The sequence below is a fragment of the Pseudomonas sp. NPDC090592 genome, from assembly GCF_044769185.1.
In the GTDB taxonomy this organism is placed as follows: Bacteria; Pseudomonadota; Gammaproteobacteria; order Pseudomonadales; family Pseudomonadaceae; genus Aquipseudomonas.
In genome coordinates, this window is sequence record NZ_JBIVXJ010000017.1 from 39,044 (window position 1) to 63,706 (window position 24,663).

The window sequence follows — 24,663 nt, forward strand, 5'->3', positions numbered from 1 at the left end:
CTTCAAGCCTTGGCGGTGCTGGCGCTGGTCTTGGTGCGCGGGCGCAGTTGGGCGGCAGCCATGGCGTCGTCGGTGACACCGCTGTCGGCGCGCATGCCCGCAGCCAGGAACGGTACCATCAGGCGCATGACCTGTTCGATAGAGGTATTGATGCCGAAGTCGGTCTCGGCAATTGCCCGCAGCGCCTTGATACCCGACATGCTGAAGGCCGCAGCACCGAGCATGAAATGCACCCGCCAGAACAGTTCCAGTGGCGGAATACGCGGGGCGGCCTCGTTGACCAACAGCATGTAGCGGCGGAACACCTTGCCGTACATGTCCTCCAGGTATCGCCGCAGGTGGCCCTGGCTCTGACTGAAGGCCAGGCCCAGCAAGCGCATGAAGATAGACAGGTCGTTGTTGCTGCGCGGCTGCACGGCCAGCGCCTGCTCCACCAGCATTTCCAGCAGCTCTTCGAGGCTGGGCTTGTGCTCTGGCTTGGCCTGGCGCCGCTCCAGCTCGCGCTCGAGGCTGGCGCAGAATGGGCCGAGGAAGCGCGAGAACACAGCCTGGATCAACGCCTTCTTGGAGCCGAAGTGATAGTTGACGGCCGCGAGGTTGACGCCGGCCTTGCTGGTAATCAGCCGCAACGAGGTCTCGGCGAACCCCCTTTCCGCGAACAGCTGCTCGGCAGCATCGAGAATGCGTTCAACGGTTTCCGATTGGGCCATGACTGCTCCGAGTGCTCCGCCAGACAAACAGGTGTTTGAAACATACGTTTCAGGCCTGCTTCTGTCAAGGCTCGGTGACCGGGCGGTCGCTATTAAAAAGCTGCAAGCAACAAGCTGCAAGCGTCAAGTAAGAACGGTACAGGCCCGACGCCGTGAGGTGGCTACACCGCCGTTTCGCTTTTTCTTGCAGCTTGAAGCTTGCAGCTACCCCTATACTGTATATAATCCCAGTCACTGTACAAAAAGACAGAGCGCTCACCATGTTGAAACTGACGCCACGCCAAGCTGAAATTCTCGCGTTCATCAAGCGCTGCCTGGAAGACAACGGCTTCCCGCCAACCCGCGCCGAGATCGCTCAGGAGCTGGGCTTCAAGTCGCCCAATGCCGCCGAGGAACACCTCAAGGCCCTAGCCCGCAAAGGCGCGATCGAGATGACCCCGGGCGCCTCACGCGGCATCCGCATCCCGGGCCTGGAAGCCAAGGCCGAAGAAAGCGGCCTGCCGATCATTGGCCGGGTTGCCGCTGGCGCACCGATCCTTGCCGAGCAGCACATCGAGCAATCCTGCAACATCAACCCGGCCTTCTTCCACCCTCAGGCCGACTATTTGCTGCGCGTACACGGCATGAGCATGAAAGACGTCGGCATCTTCGACGGCGACCTGCTGGCAGTTCACACCTGCCGTGAAGCTCGCAATGGTCAGATCGTAGTGGCCCGCATCGGCGACGAAGTGACCGTCAAGCGCTTCAAACGTGAAGGCAGCAAGGTCTGGCTGCTTGCCGAAAACCCCGAATTCGCCCCCATCGAAGTCGACCTGAAAGAACAGGAACTGGTGATCGAGGGCTTGAGCGTCGGCGTCATTCGCCGCTGATCCAGGAGGCGTCATGCAGCAGTTCATTCACGCACCCGAGCAAGCCCAGTTGCCACTGTTCGAAGCATTCCTCGCCCAGCCCGTACTACCGGGCCTTAAATCCAGCGAGGCGACACGCAAGAGCAGCCAACCCGAGCTGTTCAGCGAACTGTCACTGCGCGGCGCCCCCGGGCACTGCCAAAGCCTGCTGGCACCGGTTTTGCGCGAGCTGAGCGAAGAAGACGAGACCCGCTGGCTGACCCTGATCGCCCCGCCGTCGAGCCTGACTCAGGCCTGGCTGCGCGATGCCGGCCTCAACCGTGAACGTATCCTGCTGCTGCAACCTCGCGGCAACCAAAGCCCGTTGCAACTGGCCTGCGAAGTCTTGCGCCTGGGCCTCAGCCATACCGTGGTCAGCTGGCTGGGCAGTGTCAACGCCACTTCGCGCCAGCAGTTGTTGCGCGCAGCCAGTGCCGGAAATGCACAAAGCCTGAACATCCGCCTTGGCTGATGTTCAGGCTTTGCCTGTCACTTCAAAAAGCCTCACGCCCTGCTGCTGCATCAGTGCAGCACGCGTGGCCCTTCATCTTTCTCCAGCTCGCCATCCATCAGGCGACCAGCCATCTGCACGCCCACACTGAGCATGGCCTTGGCCACTTCAACATGCTGACCCTGCAGGAATACCTTGGCGTCTTCCGAGAAATCCAGGGTTACCAGAGAGCCCTCATCCTCGGCGCGACGCAGTTCGATGCGGCCATCAGGCAACTCGACAATTTCCAGAAAAGACGTAGACATAAATGGCAGTTCTCCGCGAAAGGCCAGTATTGTACCAGCCGAAGCGGCTATCAGCACTCACTCAACGCGTCGCGGAAACGTCTCACCAAGCCTTTGAGGTTGTTGCGCCAGCTTTCCAACTCGGCACGGGACAGCGCAGGATGCTCGGGTTCATCGAGGCTGACGGCCTGGATCAGGGGCTGGGTAACATCAGTTTTCGGCGCTTTCTTCGCGACAGGTGGTCGGAACAAATCAGCATAAGCACCCAGCATTTGCGCTAGCCAGGTTTCGCGCTGACGGGCAATTTCCAACAACTCTGCCACTTCCGGAATGGCGATGCCATTGAGCGCGTCGTCGGCCAGCGCTTGCTCAACCGTTGCCACAACCGGCAAGCGATAGAAACCACCGATTTCATGGCACAAACCCAGCAGCGCACCGTACAGGTGGAACAGCGCCGACTCCCGCTCGGCCTGCACCAGGCCCTGGGCGTTCATGGCCTGGCTTTGTTCGGCCTTGGCCATGGACTCCAGAGCCAGGCCGGCGAAGAACAGTTTCTGGTTTGTGCGGGTGTAGAGTTCCTGGGCCATTTCTGTGCCCTCCCATGAGGCTGCAAGGCGGATAACTGCATCATAAATGATTAGGGCCGCGAAGCGGCCCCAATTACTGCACTGACGAATCAGCGCTTGTCTTCAACCTTCCACGCATTACCGTCGTAGAACGCCTTCCAGCCAGTCGGCTTGCCATCGACCTCGGACTGCACGTACTGCTCCTTGGTCTTGCGGCTATAACGGATCACCGCCGGGCGGCCATCCGGATCCTTCTGCGGCGCTTCGCACAGGAAGTGGTACTTCGGGTCGATCTCATGCTTGTGCGGCACAATTTCCAGCACCAACGGCGCACGGGTTTCGCGGTTCTTCGGGAACTGGCTGGCAGCCAGGAACAACCCCGAAGCACCATCACGCAGCACATAGGTGTCGTCGACCTTCTCGCACTTGAGTTCCGGCATGTCCACCTTGTCCATCTTTGGTGGCGCCGCTTCGCCGCTCTTGAGCAGCTTGCGGGTGTTCTTGCACGCCGGATTGGTGCAACCGAAGAACTTGCCAAAACGGCCGGTCTTCAACTGCATCTCGCTGCCGCACTTGTCGCACTCCAGGCTCGGCCCTTCGTAGCCCTTGATGCGGTAGTTGCCTTCTTCGATCTCGTAGCCGGCGCAATCCGGGTTGTTACCGCAGATGTGCAGCTTGTGCTTCTCATCGAGCAGGTAGGCATCCATCGCCGTGGCGCAGATCGGGCAGCGGTGCTTGCCCAGCAACACGCGCGATTCCGACTCACCCTCATCGTCAGCGGCAATCTCGTCGCCCGGCACCAGGTTGACGGTGGCCTTGCAACGCTCTTTGGGCGGCAGGCTATAGCCCGAGCAACCCAGGAATACACCCGTGGAAGCGGTGCGGATCATCATCGGCCGGCCACATTCCTTGCAGGCAATGTTGGTCATGGTCGGCTGGTTGGCGCGCATGCCGTCTTCGCTGGACTCGGCAGTCTGCAGCTTCTTGCTGAAGTCGCCGTAGAACTCGTCGAGCACGTTCTTCCAGTCACGCTCACCCTGGGCCACGTCGTCGAGGTTCTCTTCCATGTCGGCGGTAAAGCCGTAGTCCATGAGGTTGGAGAAGCTCTCCGACAGGCGCTCGGTAACGATGTCGCCCATCTTCTCGGAATAGAAGCGGCGGTTGTGCAAGGTCACATAGCCACGGTCCTGGATGGTGGAGATGATCGCCGCATAGGTCGACGGGCGACCAATGCCGCGCTTTTCCATTTCCTTGACCAGGCTGGCTTCGGTGAAGCGCGCCGGTGGCTTGGTGAAGTGCTGGCTCGGATCGATCTGGATCAGCTTCAGCGCTTCGCCCTGGACCATTTCAGGCAACACGTCGTCTTCGCCCGGCTTGCTTTGCTGCGGCAGCACGCGGGTGTAACCGTCGAACTTGAGAATACGGCCCTTGGCACGCAGCTCGAAATCGCCAGCTGCCACGGTGACGCTGGTGGACAGGTACTGGGCTGGCGGCATCTGGCAGGCCAGGAACTGGCGCCAGATCAGCTCGTACAGGCGCTCGGCGTCGCGCTCCATGCCAGTGAGCTTGGTCGGGTGGGTATTCACATCGGAAGGACGAATGGCTTCGTGCGCCTCCTGGGCCCCTTCCTTGCTGCCGTAGACCAGCGGCGCATCCGGCAGGTACTGCTTGCCGAACTCGCGCTCGATGTAGCTACGCGCCATGTCCAGCGCATCGGCCGACAGGTTGGTCGAGTCGGTACGCATGTAAGTGATGTAGCCGGCTTCGTACAAGCGCTGGGCCATCATCATGGTCTTCTTCACCCCGAAGCCCAGGCGATTACTGGCCGCCTGCTGCAGGGTGGAGGTAATGAACGGTGCCGACGGCTTGCTGCTGGTCGGGCGGTCTTCACGCTTGACCACGCTGTAGCTGGAGGCCTTGAGCTTCTCCAGCGCGGCCATGGCCTGGGCTTCGTTCAGCGGCTTGAAGGCCTCACCCTTCTCGCGCGCCACCTCGAAACGCACCTTGGCGTTCTTGGCAGTACCGAGGTCGGCGTGGATCTCCCAGTATTCTTCCGGGATGAACGCACGGATTTCGCGCTCGCGCTCCACCACCAGCTTCACCGCCACCGACTGCACACGGCCGGCAGACAGGCCACGGGCAATCTTGGCCCACAGCAGCGGCGAGACCATGTAACCCACCACACGGTCGAGGAAGCGGCGCGCCTGCTGGGCATTGACCCGATGGATATCCAGTTCGCCCGGCTGTGAGAAGGCCTCCTGAATGGCCTTTTTGGTAATTTCGTTGAACACCACGCGCTTGTAGCGGGTGTCGTCGCCGCCGATGGCCTCGCGCAGGTGCCAGGCAATGGCTTCTCCTTCGCGGTCCAAGTCGGTTGCGAGATAGATGGTGTCGGCATCCTTGGCCAGGCGGCGCAACTCTTCGATCACCTTTTCCTTGCCAGGCAGGATCTCGTACTTGGCCTTCCAGCCATGATCGGGGTCGACGCCCATGCGTGCCACCAGCTGGCGGCGGGCCTTCTCTTTCGGCGAAAGGGCCGGCGCCTCACCCGCAGCCTTGCCACGCTTGGCGGCCGGCTCTTTGCTTGCGCTGGCCGAACCGCTGGTGGGGAGGTCTCGGATATGGCCGATACTCGACTTCACCACGTACTGGTTGCCCAGGTACTTGTTGATGGTCTTGGCCTTGGCCGGGGATTCCACAATGACCAGCGATTTGCCCATGGATCGGAGTATTCCTGAATCTGAAGATAAAAAACGCGTCAGGTGCCGGACGCGGCACCGCTATATATAGTGGCAAAAGTGTGAGGTCAAGTTCGAACGATCACGCGTGCGACTTGCCCAGCAACCCAGGCAGCCCTTCTTCGGCCTTGACCAAAGCAAAGCGTGGCACTTGCTCGCCGTCAACCTCGACAGACTCCTGGAACATCGAAAGTGGCCGCACCCAGAAGCTGTAATCACCATACAGGCACTGGTAGAACACCATCCACTCTTCGCTCTCGGAGTGCCGCGCAACACTGAAGACACGGTACTCAGGCCCTTTGTAATGCCGGTATACGCCTGGTTGTATCTGCATGTTGCCCACCCTCTTGACTAAACCTGAAAAAAACAAAAACCGGGGCACAAGGCCCCGGCTGCTGTCCCGCTACGCGATCAGACGCGTTCGAAGACAGTGGTGATACCTTGGCCAAGCCCGACGCACATGGTCGCCACCCCCAGGGTGCCGCCATTCTGCTTCATGACGTTGAGCAGGGTGCCCGAAATACGGGCCCCGGAGCAACCGAACGGGTGGCCCAAGGCGATGGCGCCGCCGTGCAGGTTAACCTTCTCATCCATCTTGTCGAGCACTTTCAAGTCTTTCAGCACTGGCAGGGCCTGTGCAGCGAAGGCTTCATTGAGCTCGATGAAGTCGATGTCGGCCATGGTCAGGCCGGCACGCTTGAGGGCTTTCTGGGTCGACGGCACCGGGCCATAGCCCATGATCGCCGGATCGACACCGGCCACCGCCATCGAACGGATCACCGCCAACGGCTGGATACCCAGGTCCATGGCGCGCTGGCCAGACATGACGATCATGCACGAAGCACCATCGGTGATCTGCGACGAGGTACCGGCAGTGACGGTACCGCCTTTCGGGTTGAACGCCGGCTTGAGCGACGCCAGGCCTTCAAGGGTGGTTTCCGGGCGAATGGTTTCGTCGAAATCGAACACCTTCAGGAAGCCATTCTCGTCATAGCCCTGCATCGGGATGATCTCATCCTTGAACTTGCCTTCGACCGTGGCCTTGTGGGCCAACTGGTGCGAACGCAAGCCGAACAGGTCCTGCTGCTCACGGGTGATGCCATGCATCTTGCCAAGCATTTCCGCAGTCAGGCCCATCATCCCGGAAGCCTTGGCGGCATGCAAGGACAGGTGCGGGTTGGGGTCGACGCCGTGCATCATGCTGACATGGCCCATGTGCTCCACGCCACCAACCACGAACACATCGCCGTTACCGGTCATGATGGCCTGGGCAGCGGTGTGCAGTGCGCTCATCGACGAGCCACACAGGCGGCTGACGGTCTGCGCTGCAGACGTATGCGGGATCTGGGTCATCAGCGAGGCCATGCGGGCGATGTTCCAGCCCTGCTCCAGGGTCTGGTTGACGCAGCCCCAGATCACGTCCTCGACCTCTTTCGGGTCGACCTTGTCGTTGCGTTCCAGCAGCTTGCTGATCAGGTGCGCCGACATGTCTTCGGCGCGGGTATTGCGGTGCATGCCACCCTTGGAGCGGCCCATTGGCGTGCGACCGAAGTCGACAATCACCACGTCTCTTGGATTCAGGCTCATATCAAATCTCTCGCTCTAGCTCGTTGACCGCTCAATTGAAGAAGCGCTGGCCGTTCTTGGCCATTTCACGCAGCTTCGCAGTCGGGTGGTACAGCGGCCCCAGATCGGCGTACTGATCGGCCAGGGCGACGAATTCGGCCACACCGATCGAGTCGATGTAACGCAGCGCACCACCGCGGAAGGGAGGGAAACCAATGCCATAGACCAGGCCCATGTCGGCTTCAGCGGCCGTTTCGACAATGCCGTCTTCCAGGCAACGCACGGTCTCCAGGCACAGCGGCACCATCATCCAGTTGATGATGTCTTCGTCGGTCACTTCACGCTGCTCGAACACGATCGGCTTGAGCACGTCGAGCACGGTGGCGTCGAAGACTTTCTTCGGCTTGCCGCGCTTGTCGGTTTCGTAGGCATAGAAGCCCTTGCCATTCTTCTGGCCCAGGCGGTTGGCCTCGTACAGCGCATCGACGGCCGAGCGGCGCTCGTCCTTCATGCGGTCCGGGAAGCCTTCGGCCATCACGTCGCGGCCGTGGTGGCCGGTGTCGATGCCGACCACGTCCATCAGGTACGCCGGGCCCATCGGCCAGCCGAACTTTTCCATCACCTTGTCAATGCGCACAAAGTCGACACCGGCGCTGACCAGCTTGGCAAAGCCGCCGAAGTACGGGAACAGCACACGGTTGACCAAAAAGCCCGGGCAGTCGTTGACCACGATCGGGTTCTTGCCCATTTTCTTGGCGTAGGCCACGGTGGTGGCGACCGCCACTTCACTGGACTTTTCACCACGGATCACTTCCACCAGCGGCATCATGTGCACCGGGTTGAAGAAGTGCATGCCGACGAAGTTTTCCGGGCGCTTGAGGGCCTTGGCCAGCAGGTTGATGGAGATGGTCGAGGTGTTGGAGGCAAGGATCGCATCTTCCTTCACCTGGCCTTCCACTTCGGCCAGCACGGCCTGCTTCACTTTCGGGTTCTCGACCACGGCTTCGACGACGATGTCGACATTGGCGAAATCGCCATAGGACAGGGTCGGGCGAATGGCGTTGAGCGCCTCGGCCATCTTGGCCGGGGTCAGGCGGCCCTTGTCGACGCGGTTGCCAAGCAACTTGGAAGCCTCGTTGAGGCCCAGCTGAATGGCTTCCTCGCGGATGTCCTTCATCAGGATCGGGGTGCCCTTGACCGCCGACTGGTAAGCGATGCCGCCACCCATGATGCCAGCGCCGAGCACCGCGGCCTGCTTCACGTCGTGGGCGATCTCGTCATGTGCCTTGGCCTTGCGCTTGAGTTCCTGATCGTTCAGGAACAGGCCGATGAGGCTTTCGGCAACCGAGGTCTTGGCCAGCTTGGCAAAGCCTGCGGCTTCCACTTCCAGTGCCTTGTCGCGGCCAAAGTTGGCGGCTTTCTGGATGGTCTTGATGGCTTCGACCGGGGCCGGGTAGTTCGGGCCGGCCTGGCCGGCAACGAAGCCCTTGGCGGTTTCGAAGGCCATCATCTGCTCAATGGCATTGAGCTTGAGCTTTTCCAGCTTGGGCTGGCGCTTGGCCTTGTAGTCCAGCTCGCCACTGATGGCGCGCTTGATCAGGTCCAGGGCACCGGCCTGCAGCAGCTCAGGCGCAACCACGGCGTCGACGGCCCCTACTTTGAGGGCGTCTTCGGCGCGGTTTTCCTTGCCGGAGGCGATCCACTCGATGGCATTGTCCGAACCGATCAGGCGCGGCAGGCGCACGGTACCGCCAAAGCCCGGGTAGATCCCCAGCTTGACTTCCGGCAGGCCGATCTTGGCGCTGGTGGACATGACCCGGTAATCGGCCGCCAGGCACATTTCCAGGCCGCCGCCCAGGGCGATGCCGTTGATGGCAGCGACGGTCGGCACTTCGAGGTCTTCGAAGGCATTGAAGATGCGGTTGGCTTCCAGGTTGCCGGCGACCAGTTCGGCCTCGGGCAGCTTGAAGTTGTCGACGAACTCGGTGATGTCGGCGCCGACGATGAACACGTCCTTGCCACTGCTGACGATCACGCCCTTCACCGAGGCGTCGGCCTGGATGGCGTCGACGGCCTGGCGCAGCTCGTTCAGGGTCAGGCGGTTGAACTTGTTGACGGACTCACCCTTGAGGTCGAACTTGAGCTCGACGATGCCACTTTCAAGAGCCTTAACCGTGATGGCTTTACCTTCGTAAATCATCAACTGATCTCCACGATATGGAAGCTGAACTGTACACGCCGATCGCTGCAGCAGAAGCAGGCCTATCTGCCCCGCCCCAGGCACACCCGTCAGCGCGCTAGTCGGAAGTATGGCTTGGCGTCATGACATACAAACGCTCAATTCATACGCCCGTTTGATTTGGGTGTGCACACATTCTCCGAAAAGATCGGCGTTGTCAAATGCTCGCGAGCACGGCGAAAACGCGACTTTCCGGTCATTTTGTATCGTCTTGGTACAAAACATGATGACAGTGATCGCCGACCATTCATGTCAGCGATTGACCACAACTGCGGCAAGAACGCTGCAACTTTTCGCTTGCGCGGCGACTTCGGGCGGCTACACTGGCACTTGCTTGAGTGAATACCCGGCCTGCCTGGCCTTTTCTGCGACAGCAGAACGCAAAGCGGCGACTTGGCACCCCACCCCTTCAGGGGATCTGCCAAGCCGCCGCTTTGTCGTTATGCGCTATTGAATTCAACTCGTTCTCTGTGGGAGCGGGCGTGCCCGCGAAGAATCCACCGCGGTGGCTGGCACCGGCTGCGCCGGTGTTCGCGGGCTTGCCCGCTCCCACAGGGATTGGTGTCAGCTCATGAAGCAGCTGTCAGGCCAGGGTTTCGAGGACGTAGGCAACATCCTGCAACACAGCCGTATCGCCCCGCTCAGTCCAGTACAACGCAATCATCCGCGCATCGGCCTCGACCTTGTAGACGCTCGCCGGCAAGCGCGCCAGAGCCTCCATGAAGCGCGGGTCTTCGCAGGGCTCACGCCATTGGTTCCACCACACCCCAGGGCTTATCTGCCAGAAGCTGAAGCTGTCCTCATGGCCACGCCGCCGCGCCCGATGGTACTGCGGGCAAGGGCTTGGCGGCTCCTTCTCCAGCCAATGCGGCCACTGCTGCGGCGCCAGCTGCATGGCCAGCCCCATGCGCCGCGCCTCCAGGCGCAGCTTCATCTGCTCGCTCTGCTTGCGCGAGGAACGCAGCCAGGAAAGCGGGCTGAGAATCAGCGCAAGGATTGACACCACCAGCAATACCGTCATATCAGTAGATCCCATAAAGCGTTGCAAATGAGCTGGTTAGCCATTTTTCACGGAAGACCCGCCCGAAAGCGACCATACTTCTTCTATCGCGATTGTCAGGAGTACCGCTCATGCAATACGAACATTTGTTGGTCGCCGTCGACCTGACCGAAGAATGCGACCCGGTGATCAAGCGCGCCATGAAGCTCGCCGAGCCCTCAGGCGCCAAGGTATCGCTGGTGCACATCGTCGAGCCGATGGCCATGGCATTCGGCGGTGACGTACCGATGGACCTGTCGCAGCTGCAACAGCAGCAGTTCGACCAGGCCAAGGAGCGCATGGAGCGCCTGTTCAACAAATACCCGGATATCAACCGCGGCGATTCGCACCTGACCTACGGCCAGCCACGCCAGGAAATCCACCAGTTGGCCAAGGACCAGAAGTGCGACCTGATCGTGGTCGGCAGCCATGGCCGCCATGGCCTGGCGTTGCTGCTGGGCTCCACGGCCAACGACGTGCTGCATGGGGCGCCGTGTGATGTATTGGCAGTGCGGTTGCAGAAGAAGGAATGATTTTCTAACCTGCTCCGGCCTCTTCGCGGGCAAGCCCGCTCCCACAGGGACCGCACCGCTATCAAATGCAGTGCAACACCTGTGGGAGCTGGCTTGCCAGCGATAGGGCCGGGCCTGGCTAACGCAAATCAGCCTTCCAGCTCGGCCCAGCGCTCTACCAGGGCATCCAGCTCACCCTGCAGCTTCTCGATCTTCGCCAGCACTGCCGAGGTTTCTGCAATCGGCCGCTGATAGAAGCCCGCCGCACTCACTTCTTCCTGAGCCTCAGCCATACGCTGCTCAACTTCGTCGATCTGCCCTGGCAGCATCTCCAGCTCACGCTGCAGCTTGTAGCTGAGCTTCTTCTTCGGCGCTTCTTCCACCACCGGCGCAGCAACGGGCGCAGGCTTGGCCTCGACCTTCTCTACCACCGCGCTGTTGAGCGCCGATTTGCCGCTCTTGCTTTCGGTGACACCCAGCAGCTTCGGCGAGCCACCCTGGCGGATCCAGTCCTCGTAACCACCCACGTACTCACGCACCTTGCCCTCGCCTTCGAACACCAGGGTGCTGGTGACGACGTTGTCGAGGAAGGCCCGGTCGTGGCTGACGATCAGCACGGTGCCCTTGTAGTTGGACAGCACTTCCTCGAGCAGCTCGAGGGTTTCCACGTCCAGGTCGTTGGTCGGTTCGTCGAGTACCAGCAGGTTGGCCGGCTTGCTGAACAGCTTGGCCAGCAGCAGGCGTGCACGCTCACCACCGGACAGCGCCTTGACCGGCGTACGCGCACGCTGCGGGCTGAACAGGAAGTCGCCCAGGTAGCTCAGCACGTGGCGGTTCTGGCCGTCGATCTCGATGAAGTCACGGCCTTCGGCCAGGTTGTCGATCACGGTCTTTTCCAGGTCAAGCTGGTGGCGCATCTGGTCGAAGTAGGCCACTTCCAGCTTGGTGCCGCGCTCAACCTTGCCAGAGGTCGGTTCAAGGTCACCGAGCATCATCTTGAGCAAGGTGGTCTTGCCGGTACCATTGGCGCCGAGCAGGCCGATGCGGTCCTCGCGCTGCAGGACCATGGAGAAATCCTTGACCAGCATCGGCCCGTCCGGGTGATGGAAGCTCACGTTCTCCAGCACCATGACCTGCTTGCCGGACTTTTCCGCCGCTTCGATCTGGATATTGGCCTTGCCCTGGCGCTCACGGCGCTCACCACGCTCCACACGCAGGGCCTTCAGTGCACGCACGCGGCCTTCGTTACGGGTACGACGGGCCTTGATGCCCTGGCGAATCCACACTTCTTCCTGGGCCAGGCGCTTGTCGAACAGCGCGTTGGCAGTTTCCTCGGCGGCCAGTGCGGCCTCCTTGTGCACCAGGAAGCTGGCGTAGTCGCCATTCCAGTCGATCAGGCCGCCACGGTCCAGTTCCAGGATACGGGTAGCCAGGTTCTGCAGGAAGGAACGGTCGTGGGTAATGAACAGCACCGCGCCGTTGAAACCGCGCAAGGCTTCTTCCAGCCAGGCGATGGCACCGATGTCCAGGTGGTTGGTCGGTTCGTCGAGCAGCAACAGGTCTGGCTCGGATACCAGCGCCTGGGCCAGCAGCACACGGCGGCGCCAGCCACCGGACAGTTCGGCCAGGGTCTTGTCGGCCGGCAGTTGCAGGCGGCTGAGGGTGCTTTCCACCACCTGCTGCAGGCGCCAGCCATCACGCGCTTCCAGCTCGTGCTGAACGTGCATGAGCTTTTCCAGGTCTTCGTCACCCTGGATGTTCATGCTCAGGTGATGGAACTGCGCCAGCAATTCGCCTACGCCGTCCAGGCCAGCGGCCACCACATCGAACACCGTACGTTCGTCGGCCACCGGCAGTTCCTGCGGCAGCTCGCCGATCTTCAGGCCCGGGGCACGCCAGACTTCACCGTCGTCGCCCTTCTGCTCGCCCTTGACCAGGCGCAGCATGCTCGACTTGCCGGTGCCGTTGCGGCCGATGATGCACACCCGCTCACCACGAGCGATCTGCCAGGACACTTTGTCCAGCAGCGGCATGGCGCCGAATGCGAGGGACACATCGCTGAATTTGAGCAGGGTCATGTTGGTCTCCATAAATCGGGCGCGCATTCTACCTGACTTGGCCCTCGACGGCATCCGCCTGGCCACCCGACGAGGGCTTTGCGACATCTGGTCGAACTTAATATCCCGATACAAGCACAGTGCTTTCACCCGCCGCCGGCAAACGGCTAAGCTAAGGCAATTGTTCCCAACAGTGCTGGCTCCGCCGTCACTACCCCATGGTTCAACTGCCCGGACGTATCATGCGCAGCCGCCTGTTACACATTGCATCCTGCCTGCTGCTCACCGCTGCCACCTGCGCGGCGCAGGCTACCGACCTCACCCAGCAACGCCAGTATTACGACGAAGCCAAGCGTGCACTGGCCAAGGGCGACAAAGGCCCCTACCTGCGCTATGCGCAGGCCCTCAGCGACTACCCGCTGACCCCCTACCTGGCTTACGACGAACTCACTGCCCGCCTGAAAACCGCCAGCAACCAGGAAATCGAAGGTTTCCTCGCCAAGCATGGCGACCTGCCCCAGGCCAACTGGATGAAACTGCGCTGGCTGCGTTGGCTGGCCGAACGCGGCGAATGGAACACCTTCGTCAAGTACTACGACCCCAAGCTCAACTTCACCGAACTGGACTGCCTCAACGGCCAGTATCAGCTCAGCCACGGCCTGCGCGCCGAAGGCTACGCCACCGCCGACAAACTGTGGAACGTCGGCAAGTCGCAACCTGCCGCCTGCGACACGCTGTTCGGCATGTGGGCAGCTGAAGGCCAGCTGACCGAGGCCAAGCGCTGGGAGCGCACCAAACTGGCGGCACAGGCGCGCAACTACGCGCTGGCCAACAACCTGGTCAAGACCCTGACCACCCTCGGCCCGCAGGGGCGCCTGCTGGTCGATGTGGCGCAAAAACCTGAGTTGCTCAACCAGCCATCGCGCTTCACCCCGGCCAACGAAGCCATGTCCGATGTTGTCAGCCTCGGCCTGCGCCGCCTGGCCCGGCAAGACCCCGAGCAGGCCATGTCACTGCTCGACGATTACGCCCAGCGCATGCACTTTTCCCGCGACGAGAAGGTCGCCATCGCCCGCGAGATCGGCCTGACCCTGGCGCGCCGCTACGACCCGCGCGCACTCGACCTGATGACCCGCTACGACCCTGAATTGCGCGATAACACCGTCAGCGAATGGCGCCTGCGCCTGCTGTTGCGCCTGGGCCGCTGGGAAGACGCCTACGAGCTGACCAAGCGCCTGCCCCAGGACCTGGCCAGCAGCAGCCGCTGGAAGTACTGGCAGGCGCGCAGCCTTGAGCTTGCACAGCCGAACAACCCGCAGATCCCGCTGCTGTACAAGACCGTGGCACGCGAGCGCGATTTCTATGGTTTCCTCGCCGCCGACCGGGCGCAAACGCCTTACCAGCTGAACAACAAGCCGCTGCTGCTGAGCCCACAACTGGTCAACAAGGTGCGCAATACGCCGGGTATCCGCCGGGCCCTGGAGTTCCACGCCCGCGGCCAGATCGTCGAAGGCCGTCGCGAGTGGTACCACGTGAGCCGCCACTTCACCCGTGACGAAATGGTCGCCCAGGCCCGCCTGGGCTACGACCTGCGCTGGTACTTCCCGGCCATCCGTACCATCAGCCAGGCGCAATACTGGGACGACCTGGATATCCGTTTCCCGATGGCCCATCGCGACACCCTGGTGCGCGAAGCCAAGGTCCGCGGGCTGCATTCGAGCTGGGTATTTGCCATCACCCGCCAGGAAAGTGCATTCATGGAGGATGCGCGCTCACCGGTGGGCGCCAGCGGCCTGATGCAGCTGATGCCGGCTACCGCCAAGGAAACTGCGCGCAAGTTCAGCATTCCGCTGGCATCACCCGCGCAGGTGCTGAACCCGGACAAGAACATCCAGTTGGGCGCAGCCTACCTGAGCCAGGTGCACAGCCAGTTCAACGGCAACCGGGTGTTGGCTTCGGCGGCCTACAACGCCGGGCCCGGTCGTGTGCGCCAGTGGCTCAAGGGCGCCAAACACCTGAGCTTCGATGTGTGGGTGGAGTCCATCCCGTTCGACGAAACCCGCCAGTATGTGCAGAACGTGCTGTCGTATTCGGTGATCTACGGGCAGAAGCTGAATTCGCCGCAGCCACTGGTGGATTGGCATGAGCGGTATTTCGATGACATGTAAAATTTGCTGAGCCTGTGCCGGCCCTATCGCCGGCAAGCCAGCTCCCACAGGTTCAACACAGGTTCGAAGGCTTGTGCAGGACTTGTGGGAGCTGGCTTGCCAGCGATAGGGCCGGGACAGGTAACCTGTCTACTTCAGGACTTCCACCTGCATCCCCACCTCCAGCTGCCCACTGCCATCCACCGCCAGGTTCTGCCCGAACAGCACATCCCCCTCCTTCTCGCGAAAGGTCTTCAGCGTCGCCATCGGCTCGCGGTCGGCACTGCGCTCCCCGGTAGCCGGATCGATCGTGGTGAAGATGCACCGCACACTGGGCTTGAGCACACGAAACTCCAGATTGCCGATGCGAATCCGCTTCCAGCCATCCTCGGCAAACGGCTCTGCGCCCTGCACCACCAGATTGGGCCGAAAGCGCAGCATCTCCATGGGCCGGCCAATACGCCGGTTGAGCTCGTCAAGCGAGCCCTGCCCAATCAGCAACAACGGAAAGCCATCCGGAAACGCCGCGCGGTCACTGTTGAAGCCATAACCATTGGGCAGATAGCGCGCACGCTGCTCCGGGCAATGCACCAGGCGCACGGCGTTGCCCAGCAACTCGCTCAGCCAGGCCGCAGCTGCATCGCCGGCGTCCGGTACACGCAGCGTGTCACGCCAGATGGTCACACCCCGCAGGGCGTCGTCGGCAGGCGGTACCGCCACTTGCAACGGTGCCCTTCCGGGCGCCTGCAACAGCAGCTGGCCACTGTTGTCATCGCTCGCCTGAAGCTGGCCAAGTTGCGGCCAGGCCCGCTGGGTCAGGAAGCGTCCATTTTCTTCCTCGACCACCATCCAGCGCCGGTCGCCCTGCAACCCCAACAACCCTACCCTTGAAGCCTGCAGGCGTTGCGCCTGCCCTGACTTCACCGGGTATCGATACAACTCACTGACAAACATCCCTGCCGCCTCGCGTCATGCCAAAAGCCAAGCTTATACCCGGCTGGCCTGGCGATCACGCAGTGGTGGTATCCAGCAGCAGGCGTTGTTTGACTACATCGACCAGGCGATCAGGCTGGAACTTGGACAGGAAGTTGTCGCAACCCACCTTCTTCACCATGGATTCGTTGAAACTACCCGACAGCGAGGTGTGCAGGACGACATAGAGCTGACGCAAGCGGGCGTCGCTGCGAATCTCGGTGGTCAGGCGATAGCCGTCCATTTCCGGCATTTCGGCATCGGTGAACACCATCAGCAGCTTCTCGCACACGTCCTCGCCGGCATCGGCCCAGCCTTTGAGCATGCGTAGCGCCTTCAGCCCGTCACTGGCCACGTGCAGCTTCACCCCCAGCTGGGACAAGGTGTCGCGCAATTGCGCCAGGGCCACACTGGAGTCGTCCACCAGCAGCACCTCGCGGCCGCGGGCCCGGGCCAGTACCGGGTCGGCGAGCTTTTCGCCAGAGACCCGGGCGTTGTACGGCACGATCTCGGCCAGCACCTTTTCCACGTCGATCACTTCAACCAGCTTCTCATCGACCTTGGTGATGGCTGTCAGGTAGTGCTGGCGGCCGGCACTGGTAGGCGGCGGCATGATCGACTCCCAGTTCATGTTGACGATGCGGTCTACACCGCCCACCAGGAAGGCCTGCACCGAGCGGTTGTATTCGGTGACGATGATGGTGCTGTCCGGCCCCGGCTGCAGCGGGCGCATGCCGATCGCCTGGGACAGGTCGATCACCGGCAAGGTCTGGCCACGCAGGTTGACCACCCCGCAGACGAAGGCGTGGCGCTGGGGCATCAGGGTCAGCTTGGGCAGTTGCAGCACTTCCTGCACCTTGAACACGTTGATCGCGAACAGCTGACGGCCGGCCAGGCGAAACATGAGAATTTCGAGGCGGTTCTCGCCCACCAGTTGCGTGCGTTGGTCTACCGTGTCGAGAATGCCAGCCATTGGAAAACCCCCAGGCTTGAGTCGAAAAAAGAGAAATCATCCACCCTGTATCGGCGGCTGCACGCACACCTTGACCCTTGCGGCAAAATGCCGCGAGAGTGGCTGATATCACTTTAACATCATGCTTGACTGTGGGTATCGCACGGTCAATCATCAGGGCTGGAAAAAGCTCCTCACCCTAGCCCGACATCAGGGAAACCCTTACCCGCCATCGGGTGCAACCTGATATTCGCGATATCCTTTAGCCATTAATGTGACGCCATTCTCAATGCATGAATGGAGTCAGGCTTTTGCTAGCTATCGTTTCGGCGTGCCCGCCCCCTGCGCCTGCGCCACGCGCGGGGGCCTGATGATGGACACTGCCTTATCGTTCGATGACGCCTTGCAGGGTTACCTGGTGGATGCCCAGGTATTGCTGACCCAGGCCCAGGAATGCCTGCAACATCTGGAACTGATCGACAATGACCCGGACGCGTGCTGCTGCCTGGACAAAGCCCTCGACAGCCTGGCCAGGCAGGCCACGCGCCTGGACCTGCGTGAAGTTGCCCACTACACCACCGCCCTTCAACAGCTGCTGGCACCGGCCTGCCATGGCGGCTACCTGCAACGCGAAGCACTGCCGGTGGTAGGGGAGTGCCTTACTTTACTGGCCTGGCAACTGGAGTTGGTCGACACCCGTACCGGGCGGCTGAACCTGGACATCGGTGAGCAACTGGTCCTGCTGAACAGCCTGGCCAAGGCCGTACGGCAACCCCTCGCAGCCTCCTGCGCCGCCTGCAACGAGCAAGGTAGCGAGTGCGTCCACCCGCACGAAGAGGTCGCCGCTGGCACATTCCACACGCACTCAAACACACCGTATCATCCTGATGCAAAGTGCAACTAAGCCCGTTCATTCAAGCCCCGCCACTGTCGAACTTGGGAAGTTCACCAAGTTTTCGGCGGGCGCTGTTGATTCATTGCCGCGTTAGTTGTGATGCAAGTGCATGACGCGGGATTAAAAGGTGGCATTTTGCTACCCGAAACCGCCGGAATTTCAGGCGTTTCAAAGCGTTTCCCGCCGCGACCGAAGCAGTGCGAAGTGGTAATATGCGCGTCCATAAACGCTTGCAACCTGAATAGCGGTTGAAAGACAACGCGTTCGAAAAAACATCGAAAGTACTGCGCCAAAGCCTCTGAACAGCATTGTGCAAGGCCTCCATCAGCAATACTTCAGTGGCTTCCCTACCTATGTTCCCACGCTTGAAGACTTCTGTGCGTTGTTGCTCCCGTGTTGCCTTGCTGCGTTGGGTGACGGTCGGCCTGGGCGTGGCCTCGTTGGTCGCCAACCTGGTGCTGTACCTGGCCAACCAGTCAATCCCGACCAGCCTGCTGGTGCTGCAGCTGGTCGCTACGCTGGGTACCGCCGCTTACCTTGGCCTGGGTGCCAGGTCGATCAGCCTGCGCCCGGCAGAACTGGCCGAGCGCATGCTCAAGGTGCAGGAAGACGAGCGCCAACACCTGAGCCGGGAACTGCACGACGATATCGGGCAATTGCTTACCGCCGCCAAGCTGCAACTGCAATGGTTGCAAGGGCGTATGCCCGAGGAACTTCAGGGCCACTGCAACGCATTGCGCAGCACGCTGGATGACACCCTGGGGAATGTGCGCGACGTGTCCGCCCTGCTCAACCCGCGGCAGTTGGCGAGCCTTGGCCTGGAAGCCAGCCTGCGCGAGCACCTGGTGCGCACCCTGGCCAGCAGCGGTGTGCACTGGAGCCTGGCGTGCAACCAACGCCTGGGGGGTATCGACGAGGCGGTGGCCATGGCGGTGTTCCGCATTACCCAGGAGGCCGTGACCAACATGCTGCGTCACGCCCAGGCAAATAACCTGGTCATCCGCTTGCAGCGCACCGCCGAGGGGCTGGCGTTGTCGATTCACGACGATGGCCAAGGCTTCGTACCGGCCAGGCACCCGGCCAAGGCTGGCCAGCGCGGCCTGACCGGCATGCAGGAGCGGGTAACCGCGTTGCAGGGCTGCCTCGACATCACCAGCCAGCCTGGCCTGGGCACGCGCATCGAAGCGGTGTTCCCGTGGCCAGCGCGCACCCAGCAACGTGCCAGGAGTATCACCGACCATGACCTGTAGACTGCTGCTGGTAGACGACCATTCGCTGATCCGGGCGGGTGTGCGCGCACTGGTCTGCGACATTCCCGGCTATGACGTGATCGGTGAAGCCGACGATGGCGGCCAGTTGCTTGAACAGGTGCGCACACTGGCGCCGGACATCATCTTGCTGGACATTTCCATGCGCTCGACCAGCGGCCTGGACGCCCTCACCCTGCTGCGCGCCAGCGGCAGCAACTGCAAGGTGCTGATCCTGTCGATGCACACCGACCCGGACCTGATCATGCGGGCCCTGGAAAGCGGCGCCCACGGCTACCTGCTCAAGGACACCAGCGCCACCGAACTGGAACAGGCCCTGGCCGCAGTGCGCAATGGCGAGCGCTACCTCAGCCCGGCCATCGCCCACACTGTCATCAACCAGGCACTACGGCACACCAGGCAGGGCAAGCACGCCGCAGGCGAGCGGCATAACCTCACTGCGCGACAACTGGAAATCCTGCGCCTGATCGTGCGCGGCAAGTCCACCCGGGAAATCGCCAATGGCCTGGGCCTGTCGATCAAGACCGTGGAAACCCACCGCTCGCAAATCATGAAACGCCTGCAGATTCATGATGTGGCCGGCCTGGTACTGTTCGCCGTACGCGAAAAAATCATCAGCCTGGACGACTGAGCAACGGCGACCCGGCCGGCAGGTGCAAGCGCAACGCGGCGGGCCTGGCCTGGAAACGCAGGTTGTCGGCCTGCAAAGGCTCGCCATCGAGGTTGATATCCAGGCCTTGCGAACTCTTGATCTCGACCCAGGGCAACCTGGCGCGCACGAACAGTCCGTCACCGGCCAGCAGGTCGCGCAGGGCCCCGACCACCTCCTGTGGCGCGGGCAGGATGGCGATGTCAAGCAAGCCATCGTTCACCACCGCCTCGGGGCACAGCACCTGCCCGCCCCCGGCCTGGCGACCATTGCCGATGCCCAGCGCCAGCAAGCTCCCCTGCCAGTGGAAGTCAGGCCCTTGCAGCTCCACCGAGGCTGCCTGCAGTTCGCTGAAGCGCGACAGCCCGGTGAACAGGTAGGCCGCGGCACCCAGTACTTTCTTCAGGTCTTCGGAGGTGTTGGCAGTGACCTGGCTGCCGAACCCACCCGTGGCCATGTTGAGGAACAACTGGTCGCCGGCCTGGCCCAGGTCGATGGGCTGCGCTGGGGTATTGAGCAGGTTCAATGCTGCGGCAGGCTCCAGGGGCACGCCGGCAGCCTTGGCGAAATCGTTGGCCGTGCCCAGCGGCAACAAGGCCAGGCTGGCCTGGCCACCGGCCAGGCCCATGGCTTCGGCCACATCGCGCAACGTGCCGTCCCCGCCGCCCGCGACAATGTGGGTGTAGCCGGCAGCCAACGCCTCAGCAACCAGTCGCTGGGCATCGCCACCCTCCCAGGTCACTCGCACATCCAACGGCCAGCCGCTCTCGCGCAGTTCGTACACGGCACTGCGCAGTTCTTCGTTCATTGCCTGCTTGCCGTGCAGGATCAGCATTGCCTTGCGCCCTTGCATCGCGCCTCTCCGTGAAGTTGACCAACCCTGATCTCGACCACGCCGCCGTGAAGATCGTTGCATGCCTGCAAAAAAATTGCGCAGCCAGCAGGGTCTTTTCCCCACAGCCGAGAATGCGCGGCTATGCTCAGAAAATGAACTTTTGACGAGTTTTTGACCCGGGCACACATTTGCTCCACAAAGGTCAGCCTTTTGACTTCTGGTGCCGGGCCGAATTCAACCCTGCCATGGACGCGCCCCGACAGCGGCTACGCCTTGCTGCCAACGGGCGCGTCTTGCTATCTGCAGCCTTTATTGAGGGTTCCGGGTCATGCGCATTCTCTGGACACTGCCCTACCTGCCCTGGCCGACCACCAGCGGCAGCAAGACCCGGCAATACCACCTGATGCGTGCGCTGGCACAGCAGGGCCACCGCATCACCCTGCTGGTGCAGTCGAAAGTTCCCCTCTGCGATACGGCCCGTGAAGCCCTGGAGCCGCTACTCGAACGGCTGATCGTGCTACCCCGTCGGCCACTGCACAGCCCGCTGAACCTGCTGGCCTCGCCGATCATCGACTACCCCATGCGGGCGATCATCAACGGCCTGTCCCCTTGCCTGCGGCACCGCTTCGAGCAATTGCTGGACGAACCCTGGGATGTGATCCAGATCGAGCACAGCTACAGCTTCCAGCCCTTCGAAAAAGCCCTGCAGGCCCATGGGCTGCCGTACATGCTCAGCGAGCACACCCTTGAGTCGGTGATGGGCGGCGCCTGCCACGACCGCCTGCCCCTGTGGCTGCGCCCACTCAACGCCTTTGACCGCTGGCGCTACCGGCGCTGGGAAAACCGCGTGCTACGCCAGCCCACCGAACTGGTAGCGGTCAGCGCCCACGATGCCGAGCTGATCACACAAATCAGCGGGCGCCCGGTGAACGTGGTGGTCAATGGTGTGGATTGTGATTTCTACCAGCACGTGCAACCGGCGCTGCACAGCCAGCGTCTGCTGTTTGTCGGTAACTTCGAGTATGGCGCCAACCTGGAGGCCATCGAGTGGGCCCTGGAAGACATCATGCCGCAGGTATGGATGAGCAACCCGGCGGTACGCCTGGCCATTGCAGGGCATGCGCTGCCGGCCAGCTGGAAACTGCACTGGAACGACCCGCGCATCGAATGGTTCGGCTATCGCCCCGACCTGCGTGAACTGCAGAAGCGTTCGGCACTGTTCTTCGCACCGTTGCGCTATGCCGGCGGCTCCAAGGTAAAAATCCTGGAGGCCATGGCCGCAGGCCTGCCGGTCATTACCACCGGCAAAGGTGTATCGGGCCTGGCAGCAAACAACGGTGAGCATTACCTGGGCAGCGATGACGGCGACCAACTGGCACTGCTGATCACCCAACTGCTCAACCAGCCGTGGCGCATGAGCCAGTTGAGCGATGCCGGGCGGCAGTTCGCCCGGCAACGCCACGACTGGAGCGTGGCGGCCCAGCAGTTGGAGAACGTGCACATGCGCCTGGCCCAGGTAGCGCCAGCCGAGGCTGCGCCGCTGGGCAATGCCTGGCTGGGCCGCTCAGCCAAGTAGCTCGCTGAAGGGAATGAACGGCACGCTGTCGCCCTGCTTCAGCGTGCGCCCCTCACGCACCTCCACCAACCCTTCCGCCCAGGCTGCGCTACGCAGCACGCCGGAGCTCTGGTTCTTGTAGATGCGCACCTGGCCCTGCTCGATACGAGCACGCAGGTATTCACGCCGCGTGCCGGCTTTGGGCCAGTCGAAGCCCGCTTGCATGTCGAACTGCAGCGGCGTGACATCGGTCACGCCCTGGCGACGCAACAGGTAGGGCCGGGTCAGCAGGCCGAAGGTGACCAGGGTCGAGGCCGGGTTGCCTGGTAGGCCGATCACCGGCACGCCCTGGAAGTGGCCGAAGGTGAGTGGCTTGCCCGGCTTGATCGCCAGCTTCCACAACGCCAGCTCGCCAGCTTCGCGCAGGGCAGCCCCGAGGTAGTCGGCCTCCCCCACCGAGACGCCACCGGTAGACAGGATCAGGTCAACATCGCCCAACGAGGCCAGGCAAGCACGGGTACGGGCCAGGTCATCCGGCAGGATGCCTGCATCAACCACGTCGCAGCCCAGCCGTTGCAACCAGCTGACCAGCAGCCGACGATTGCTGTTGTAGATTTGCCCGGGGCCCAGCGGCAGGCCGGGTTCGACCAGTTCATCACCCGTGGAAAGCACCGCCACCCGCACCTTGCGTATCACGTCCAGGCGGCCGTGACCCAGGGTTGCAGCCAGGCCCAGCTCGATCGGCCCCAGCCGGGTGCCGGCGCTCATCACCTGCTCGCCCTTGCGGGTTTCCTGGCCTTGGGGGCGAATGTTCTGCTGGGTTTGCAACGCTTCGAGAAAGCGGACCCGCCCATCGTCGAGCACTTCGGTGTTCTCTTGCATCTCGACGCAGTCGGCACCTTCCGGCACGGGTGCACCGGTAAAGATCCGCGCGCAGGTGCCCGGCTGCAGCGGCTGTGGCGCATGGCCGGCAAAAATACGCTGGCTGACCGGCAGTGGCTGGCCCTGCCAGTCGGCCAGGCGCAAGGCATAGCCGTCCATGGCACTGTTCGGCCAGGGCGGCAGGTCGAGCGAGGCCACCAGGTCGGTGGCCAGCACCCGCCCCTCGGCCTCGGCCAACGGCAGGTTCTCGGTATCGCGCACTGGTGCCGCCTCGGCCAGCGCCAGCAGTTGCTCCAGGGCTTGTTCCACCGGCATCAGTGGCCGTGCATGGCTGGCCTCAACCACGGCTGGCACAGGCCGCTGCCTGCTTCAGGTGCGGCACGAAGTTGCACGGCCGATGGCGGGCATCCAGCTGCTCGGCAAGGATGCCATCCCAGCCCGTGCGCACCGCGTTGGTCGAACCCGGCAGGCAGCATACGAGGGTGCCGTTGGCCAGCCCGGCCAAGGCACGCGACTGCACGGTGGAGGTGCCAATGTCGGCCACGGAAATCTGCCGGAACAGTTCACCAAAGCCCTCGACCTGCTTGTCCAGCAGGCAGGCAACGGCCTCGGGCGTGCTGTCGCGGCCGGTAAAGCCGGTACCGCCGGTAATCAGCACCACTTGTACACTGTCACTGGCAATCCAGGTAGCAACCTGCGCGCGGATCTTGTACAGGTCATCCTTCAGCAGCACACGCTCGGCCAGGCGATGGCCGGCCGCACCCAGGCGGTCGACGAACAGCTGCCCGGATGTGTCTGTGTCGAAGGTTCGGGTGTCGCTGACCGTGAGCACGGCGATGTTCAGCGGCACGAAGGGGGTATCAGCCTTGGCTTTCATGGGGGTCCGTCACTGGGAGAGGGAATGGCGCAGTTATATCACAGCGCATGCCCTGCGCAGCGTGGCAGCATGGACCATGCCCTTGATCAATACCCTGGCCTTGAGGCTATGCTGCAGTGTAGAAGGAACTTGCATGGACGCCTTGCGTCATAAAGTCATCTAGCACCATCGCACTGGAGAAACACGATGATTCAACGGACCTTACCCGCCTTCCTGCTTGCCCTGGGCCTGGGCGCCCTCGCCGGCTGCGCATCGCCCACTGTCATCACACTGAACGATGGTCGCGAGATCCAGGCCACCGACACACCTAAGTACGATGAAGACTCCGGTTTCTACGAATTCGAGCAACTGGATGGCAAGCGCACGCGCCTGAACAAAGACCAGATCCGCACCGTGAAAGAGCTTTGAAATAGGCCCCGTTCAGGCAAAGGCCCTTTAAACAACAAGGGCTTGTACGCAAAAACGGGATGCAGTAGGATTTTGTTCATCGGAGTGTAGCGCAGCCAGGTAGCGCGTCTCGTTCGGGACGAGAAGGCCGCAGGTTCGAATCCTGTCTCTCCGACCAGGTCCTCTTCAACAAAG

General features: G+C 62.2%; 23 protein-coding genes and 1 tRNA gene. 10 read left to right on the forward strand and 14 right to left on the reverse strand.

Annotation, left to right across the window (positions count from 1 at the left end):
* Positions 1 to 2 precede the first annotated feature (2 nt).
* Positions 3 to 710 carry a TetR/AcrR family transcriptional regulator gene (locus tag ACIQUI_RS16775; RefSeq protein WP_403200536.1) on the reverse strand — a complete coding sequence of 236 codons (708 nt, stop codon included), beginning with the start codon at positions 708 to 710 and terminating at the stop codon, positions 3 to 5.
* A gap of 260 nt (positions 711 to 970) precedes the next feature.
* Between ACIQUI_RS16775 and lexA the strand changes: the two genes are divergently transcribed.
* Both lexA and sulA read left to right on the forward strand, forming a co-directional pair.
* Entirely contained in the window at positions 971 to 1,579 is a 609-nt protein-coding gene (lexA, locus tag ACIQUI_RS16780) for a transcriptional repressor LexA (RefSeq protein WP_264387500.1), read from the forward strand.
* Positions 1,580 to 1,592: 13 nt separating this feature from the next.
* Complete coding sequence (sulA, locus tag ACIQUI_RS16785) at positions 1,593 to 2,069, forward strand: SOS-induced cell division inhibitor SulA (protein WP_403200538.1); 477 nt, start codon at positions 1,593 to 1,595, stop codon at positions 2,067 to 2,069.
* 50 nt (positions 2,070 to 2,119) lie between these two features.
* Here sulA and ACIQUI_RS16790 read toward each other — a convergent pair whose 3' ends face one another.
* The 7 genes from ACIQUI_RS16790 to ACIQUI_RS16820 all read right to left on the reverse strand — a co-directional run bounded on the left by ACIQUI_RS16790 (position 2,120) and on the right by ACIQUI_RS16820 (position 10,462).
* Positions 2,120 to 2,353, reverse strand: a complete 234-nt coding sequence (locus tag ACIQUI_RS16790; protein ID WP_201206570.1) for a hypothetical protein — start codon at positions 2,351 to 2,353, stop codon at positions 2,120 to 2,122.
* 50 nt (positions 2,354 to 2,403) lie between these two features.
* On the reverse strand, positions 2,404 to 2,919 hold the full coding sequence (locus ACIQUI_RS16795) for a DUF6586 family protein (protein WP_403200542.1): 516 nt from the start codon (positions 2,917 to 2,919) through the stop codon (positions 2,404 to 2,406).
* Positions 2,920 to 3,008: 89 nt separating this feature from the next.
* A complete protein-coding gene (gene topA / locus ACIQUI_RS16800) occupies positions 3,009 to 5,618 on the reverse strand; it encodes a type I DNA topoisomerase (RefSeq protein ID WP_403200543.1) in 2,610 nt (869 codons plus the stop codon).
* A 100-nt stretch (positions 5,619 to 5,718) separates the two neighbouring features.
* Positions 5,719 to 5,970, reverse strand: a complete 252-nt coding sequence (locus ACIQUI_RS16805; protein ID WP_025754461.1) for a DUF1653 domain-containing protein — start codon at positions 5,968 to 5,970, stop codon at positions 5,719 to 5,721.
* Between the two features lie 77 nt (positions 5,971 to 6,047).
* A complete protein-coding gene (fadA, locus tag ACIQUI_RS16810) occupies positions 6,048 to 7,223 on the reverse strand; it encodes an acetyl-CoA C-acyltransferase FadA (protein WP_013971712.1) in 1,176 nt (391 codons plus the stop codon).
* A gap of 31 nt (positions 7,224 to 7,254) precedes the next feature.
* Entirely contained in the window at positions 7,255 to 9,402 is a 2,148-nt protein-coding gene (gene fadB / locus ACIQUI_RS16815) for a fatty acid oxidation complex subunit alpha FadB (protein WP_403200546.1), read from the reverse strand.
* 622 nt (positions 9,403 to 10,024) lie between these two features.
* Positions 10,025 to 10,462: a hypothetical protein gene (locus tag ACIQUI_RS16820; protein ID WP_264362424.1), complete on the reverse strand. Its 438-nt coding sequence runs from the start codon at positions 10,460 to 10,462 to the stop codon at positions 10,025 to 10,027.
* Positions 10,463 to 10,572: 110 nt separating this feature from the next.
* On the opposite strand from ACIQUI_RS16820, the gene ACIQUI_RS16825 reads away from it, so the two are divergent.
* Positions 10,573 to 11,013 carry a universal stress protein gene (locus ACIQUI_RS16825; protein ID WP_099453382.1) on the forward strand — a complete coding sequence of 147 codons (441 nt, stop codon included), beginning with the start codon at positions 10,573 to 10,575 and terminating at the stop codon, positions 11,011 to 11,013.
* 128 nt (positions 11,014 to 11,141) lie between these two features.
* Here the strand turns inward: ACIQUI_RS16825 and ACIQUI_RS16830 are convergent, their stop codons facing one another.
* Positions 11,142 to 13,070: an ATP-binding cassette domain-containing protein gene (locus ACIQUI_RS16830; protein WP_403200550.1), complete on the reverse strand. Its 1,929-nt coding sequence runs from the start codon at positions 13,068 to 13,070 to the stop codon at positions 11,142 to 11,144.
* A gap of 221 nt (positions 13,071 to 13,291) precedes the next feature.
* Between ACIQUI_RS16830 and ACIQUI_RS16835 the strand changes: the two genes are divergently transcribed.
* On the forward strand, positions 13,292 to 15,217 hold the full coding sequence (locus ACIQUI_RS16835) for a transglycosylase SLT domain-containing protein (RefSeq protein ID WP_403200553.1): 1,926 nt from the start codon (positions 13,292 to 13,294) through the stop codon (positions 15,215 to 15,217).
* Positions 15,218 to 15,346: 129 nt separating this feature from the next.
* Here ACIQUI_RS16835 and ACIQUI_RS16840 read toward each other — a convergent pair whose 3' ends face one another.
* Both ACIQUI_RS16840 and ACIQUI_RS16845 read right to left on the reverse strand, forming a co-directional pair.
* A complete protein-coding gene (locus tag ACIQUI_RS16840; RefSeq protein WP_403200556.1) occupies positions 15,347 to 16,150 on the reverse strand; it encodes an MOSC domain-containing protein in 804 nt (267 codons plus the stop codon).
* 55 nt (positions 16,151 to 16,205) lie between these two features.
* The gene (locus tag ACIQUI_RS16845) at positions 16,206 to 17,141 is read right to left on the reverse strand and encodes a chemotaxis protein CheW (RefSeq protein ID WP_391132587.1); all 936 of its coding nucleotides are present in this window, start codon (positions 17,139 to 17,141) and stop codon (positions 16,206 to 16,208) included.
* Between the two features lie 352 nt (positions 17,142 to 17,493).
* Here ACIQUI_RS16845 and ACIQUI_RS16850 point away from each other — a divergent pair, with 352 nt between their 5' ends.
* From ACIQUI_RS16850 to ACIQUI_RS16860, 3 genes are all read left to right on the forward strand, one after another.
* Complete coding sequence (locus ACIQUI_RS16850) at positions 17,494 to 18,024, forward strand: histidine kinase (protein ID WP_403200559.1); 531 nt, start codon at positions 17,494 to 17,496, stop codon at positions 18,022 to 18,024.
* A 344-nt stretch (positions 18,025 to 18,368) separates the two neighbouring features.
* On the forward strand, positions 18,369 to 19,265 hold the full coding sequence (locus tag ACIQUI_RS16855) for a sensor histidine kinase (RefSeq protein WP_403200689.1): 897 nt from the start codon (positions 18,369 to 18,371) through the stop codon (positions 19,263 to 19,265).
* On the forward strand, positions 19,255 to 19,914 hold the full coding sequence (locus ACIQUI_RS16860; RefSeq protein WP_403200562.1) for a response regulator: 660 nt from the start codon (positions 19,255 to 19,257) through the stop codon (positions 19,912 to 19,914). Before ACIQUI_RS16855 ends, ACIQUI_RS16860 begins: the two co-directional genes overlap by 11 nt.
* On the opposite strand, the gene yegS is transcribed toward ACIQUI_RS16860, so the two are convergent.
* Positions 19,898 to 20,785, reverse strand: a complete 888-nt coding sequence (gene yegS / locus ACIQUI_RS16865) for a lipid kinase YegS (RefSeq protein WP_403200565.1) — start codon at positions 20,783 to 20,785, stop codon at positions 19,898 to 19,900. The genes ACIQUI_RS16860 and yegS overlap by 17 nt on opposite strands.
* A gap of 310 nt (positions 20,786 to 21,095) precedes the next feature.
* On the opposite strand from yegS, the gene ACIQUI_RS16870 reads away from it, so the two are divergent.
* Positions 21,096 to 22,343 carry a glycosyltransferase family 4 protein gene (locus ACIQUI_RS16870; RefSeq protein ID WP_403200567.1) on the forward strand — a complete coding sequence of 416 codons (1,248 nt, stop codon included), beginning with the start codon at positions 21,096 to 21,098 and terminating at the stop codon, positions 22,341 to 22,343.
* Here ACIQUI_RS16870 and glp read toward each other — a convergent pair.
* Positions 22,332 to 23,558 carry a gephyrin-like molybdotransferase Glp gene (gene glp, locus ACIQUI_RS16875; RefSeq protein ID WP_403200569.1) on the reverse strand — a complete coding sequence of 409 codons (1,227 nt, stop codon included), beginning with the start codon at positions 23,556 to 23,558 and terminating at the stop codon, positions 22,332 to 22,334. The genes ACIQUI_RS16870 and glp overlap by 12 nt on opposite strands.
* A complete protein-coding gene (gene moaB, locus ACIQUI_RS16880) occupies positions 23,542 to 24,081 on the reverse strand; it encodes a molybdenum cofactor biosynthesis protein B (RefSeq protein WP_403200572.1) in 540 nt (179 codons plus the stop codon). Before moaB ends, glp begins: the two co-directional genes overlap by 17 nt.
* Positions 24,082 to 24,267: 186 nt before the next feature.
* Between moaB and ACIQUI_RS16885 the strand changes: the two genes are divergently transcribed.
* Complete coding sequence (locus tag ACIQUI_RS16885; protein ID WP_013971697.1) at positions 24,268 to 24,489, forward strand: YgdI/YgdR family lipoprotein; 222 nt, start codon at positions 24,268 to 24,270, stop codon at positions 24,487 to 24,489.
* 80 nt (positions 24,490 to 24,569) lie between these two features.
* Positions 24,570 to 24,646, forward strand: a tRNA-Pro gene (locus ACIQUI_RS16890).
* Positions 24,647 to 24,663 lie beyond the last annotated feature (17 nt).

Excerpts from the sequence above, each read along its gene's own strand:
- ACIQUI_RS16805 (WP_025754461.1), bottom strand. The coding sequence starts at position 5,970 with ATGCAGATACAACCAGGCGTATACCGGCATTACAAAGGGCCTGAGTAC.
- lexA (WP_264387500.1), top strand. The coding sequence starts at position 971 with ATGTTGAAACTGACGCCACGCCAAGCTGAAATTCTCGCGTTCATCAAG.
- yegS (WP_403200565.1), bottom strand. The coding sequence starts at position 20,785 with ATGCAAGGGCGCAAGGCAATGCTGATCCTGCACGGCAAGCAGGCAATG.
- ACIQUI_RS16820 (WP_264362424.1), bottom strand. The coding sequence starts at position 10,462 with ATGACGGTATTGCTGGTGGTGTCAATCCTTGCGCTGATTCTCAGCCCG.
- ACIQUI_RS16855 (WP_403200689.1), top strand. The coding sequence starts at position 18,369 with ATGTTCCCACGCTTGAAGACTTCTGTGCGTTGTTGCTCCCGTGTTGCC.
- fadA (WP_013971712.1), bottom strand. The coding sequence starts at position 7,223 with ATGAGCCTGAATCCAAGAGACGTGGTGATTGTCGACTTCGGTCGCACG.
- fadB (WP_403200546.1), bottom strand. The coding sequence starts at position 9,402 with ATGATTTACGAAGGTAAAGCCATCACGGTTAAGGCTCTTGAAAGTGGC.
- sulA (WP_403200538.1), top strand. The coding sequence starts at position 1,593 with ATGCAGCAGTTCATTCACGCACCCGAGCAAGCCCAGTTGCCACTGTTC.
- ACIQUI_RS16870 (WP_403200567.1), top strand. The coding sequence starts at position 21,096 with ATGCGCATTCTCTGGACACTGCCCTACCTGCCCTGGCCGACCACCAGC.
- topA (WP_403200543.1), bottom strand. The coding sequence starts at position 5,618 with ATGGGCAAATCGCTGGTCATTGTGGAATCCCCGGCCAAGGCCAAGACC.
- ACIQUI_RS16825 (WP_099453382.1), top strand. The coding sequence starts at position 10,573 with ATGCAATACGAACATTTGTTGGTCGCCGTCGACCTGACCGAAGAATGC.
- ACIQUI_RS16850 (WP_403200559.1), top strand. The coding sequence starts at position 17,494 with ATGGACACTGCCTTATCGTTCGATGACGCCTTGCAGGGTTACCTGGTG.
- ACIQUI_RS16795 (WP_403200542.1), bottom strand. The coding sequence starts at position 2,919 with ATGGCCCAGGAACTCTACACCCGCACAAACCAGAAACTGTTCTTCGCC.
- ACIQUI_RS16840 (WP_403200556.1), bottom strand. The coding sequence starts at position 16,150 with ATGTTTGTCAGTGAGTTGTATCGATACCCGGTGAAGTCAGGGCAGGCG.
- ACIQUI_RS16775 (WP_403200536.1), bottom strand. The coding sequence starts at position 710 with ATGGCCCAATCGGAAACCGTTGAACGCATTCTCGATGCTGCCGAGCAG.
- moaB (WP_403200572.1), bottom strand. The coding sequence starts at position 24,081 with ATGAAAGCCAAGGCTGATACCCCCTTCGTGCCGCTGAACATCGCCGTG.
- ACIQUI_RS16860 (WP_403200562.1), top strand. The coding sequence starts at position 19,255 with ATGACCTGTAGACTGCTGCTGGTAGACGACCATTCGCTGATCCGGGCG.
- ACIQUI_RS16885 (WP_013971697.1), top strand. The coding sequence starts at position 24,268 with ATGATTCAACGGACCTTACCCGCCTTCCTGCTTGCCCTGGGCCTGGGC.
- ACIQUI_RS16830 (WP_403200550.1), bottom strand. The coding sequence starts at position 13,070 with ATGACCCTGCTCAAATTCAGCGATGTGTCCCTCGCATTCGGCGCCATG.
- ACIQUI_RS16845 (WP_391132587.1), bottom strand. The coding sequence starts at position 17,141 with ATGGCTGGCATTCTCGACACGGTAGACCAACGCACGCAACTGGTGGGC.
- ACIQUI_RS16835 (WP_403200553.1), top strand. The coding sequence starts at position 13,292 with ATGCGCAGCCGCCTGTTACACATTGCATCCTGCCTGCTGCTCACCGCT.
- ACIQUI_RS16790 (WP_201206570.1), bottom strand. The coding sequence starts at position 2,353 with ATGTCTACGTCTTTTCTGGAAATTGTCGAGTTGCCTGATGGCCGCATC.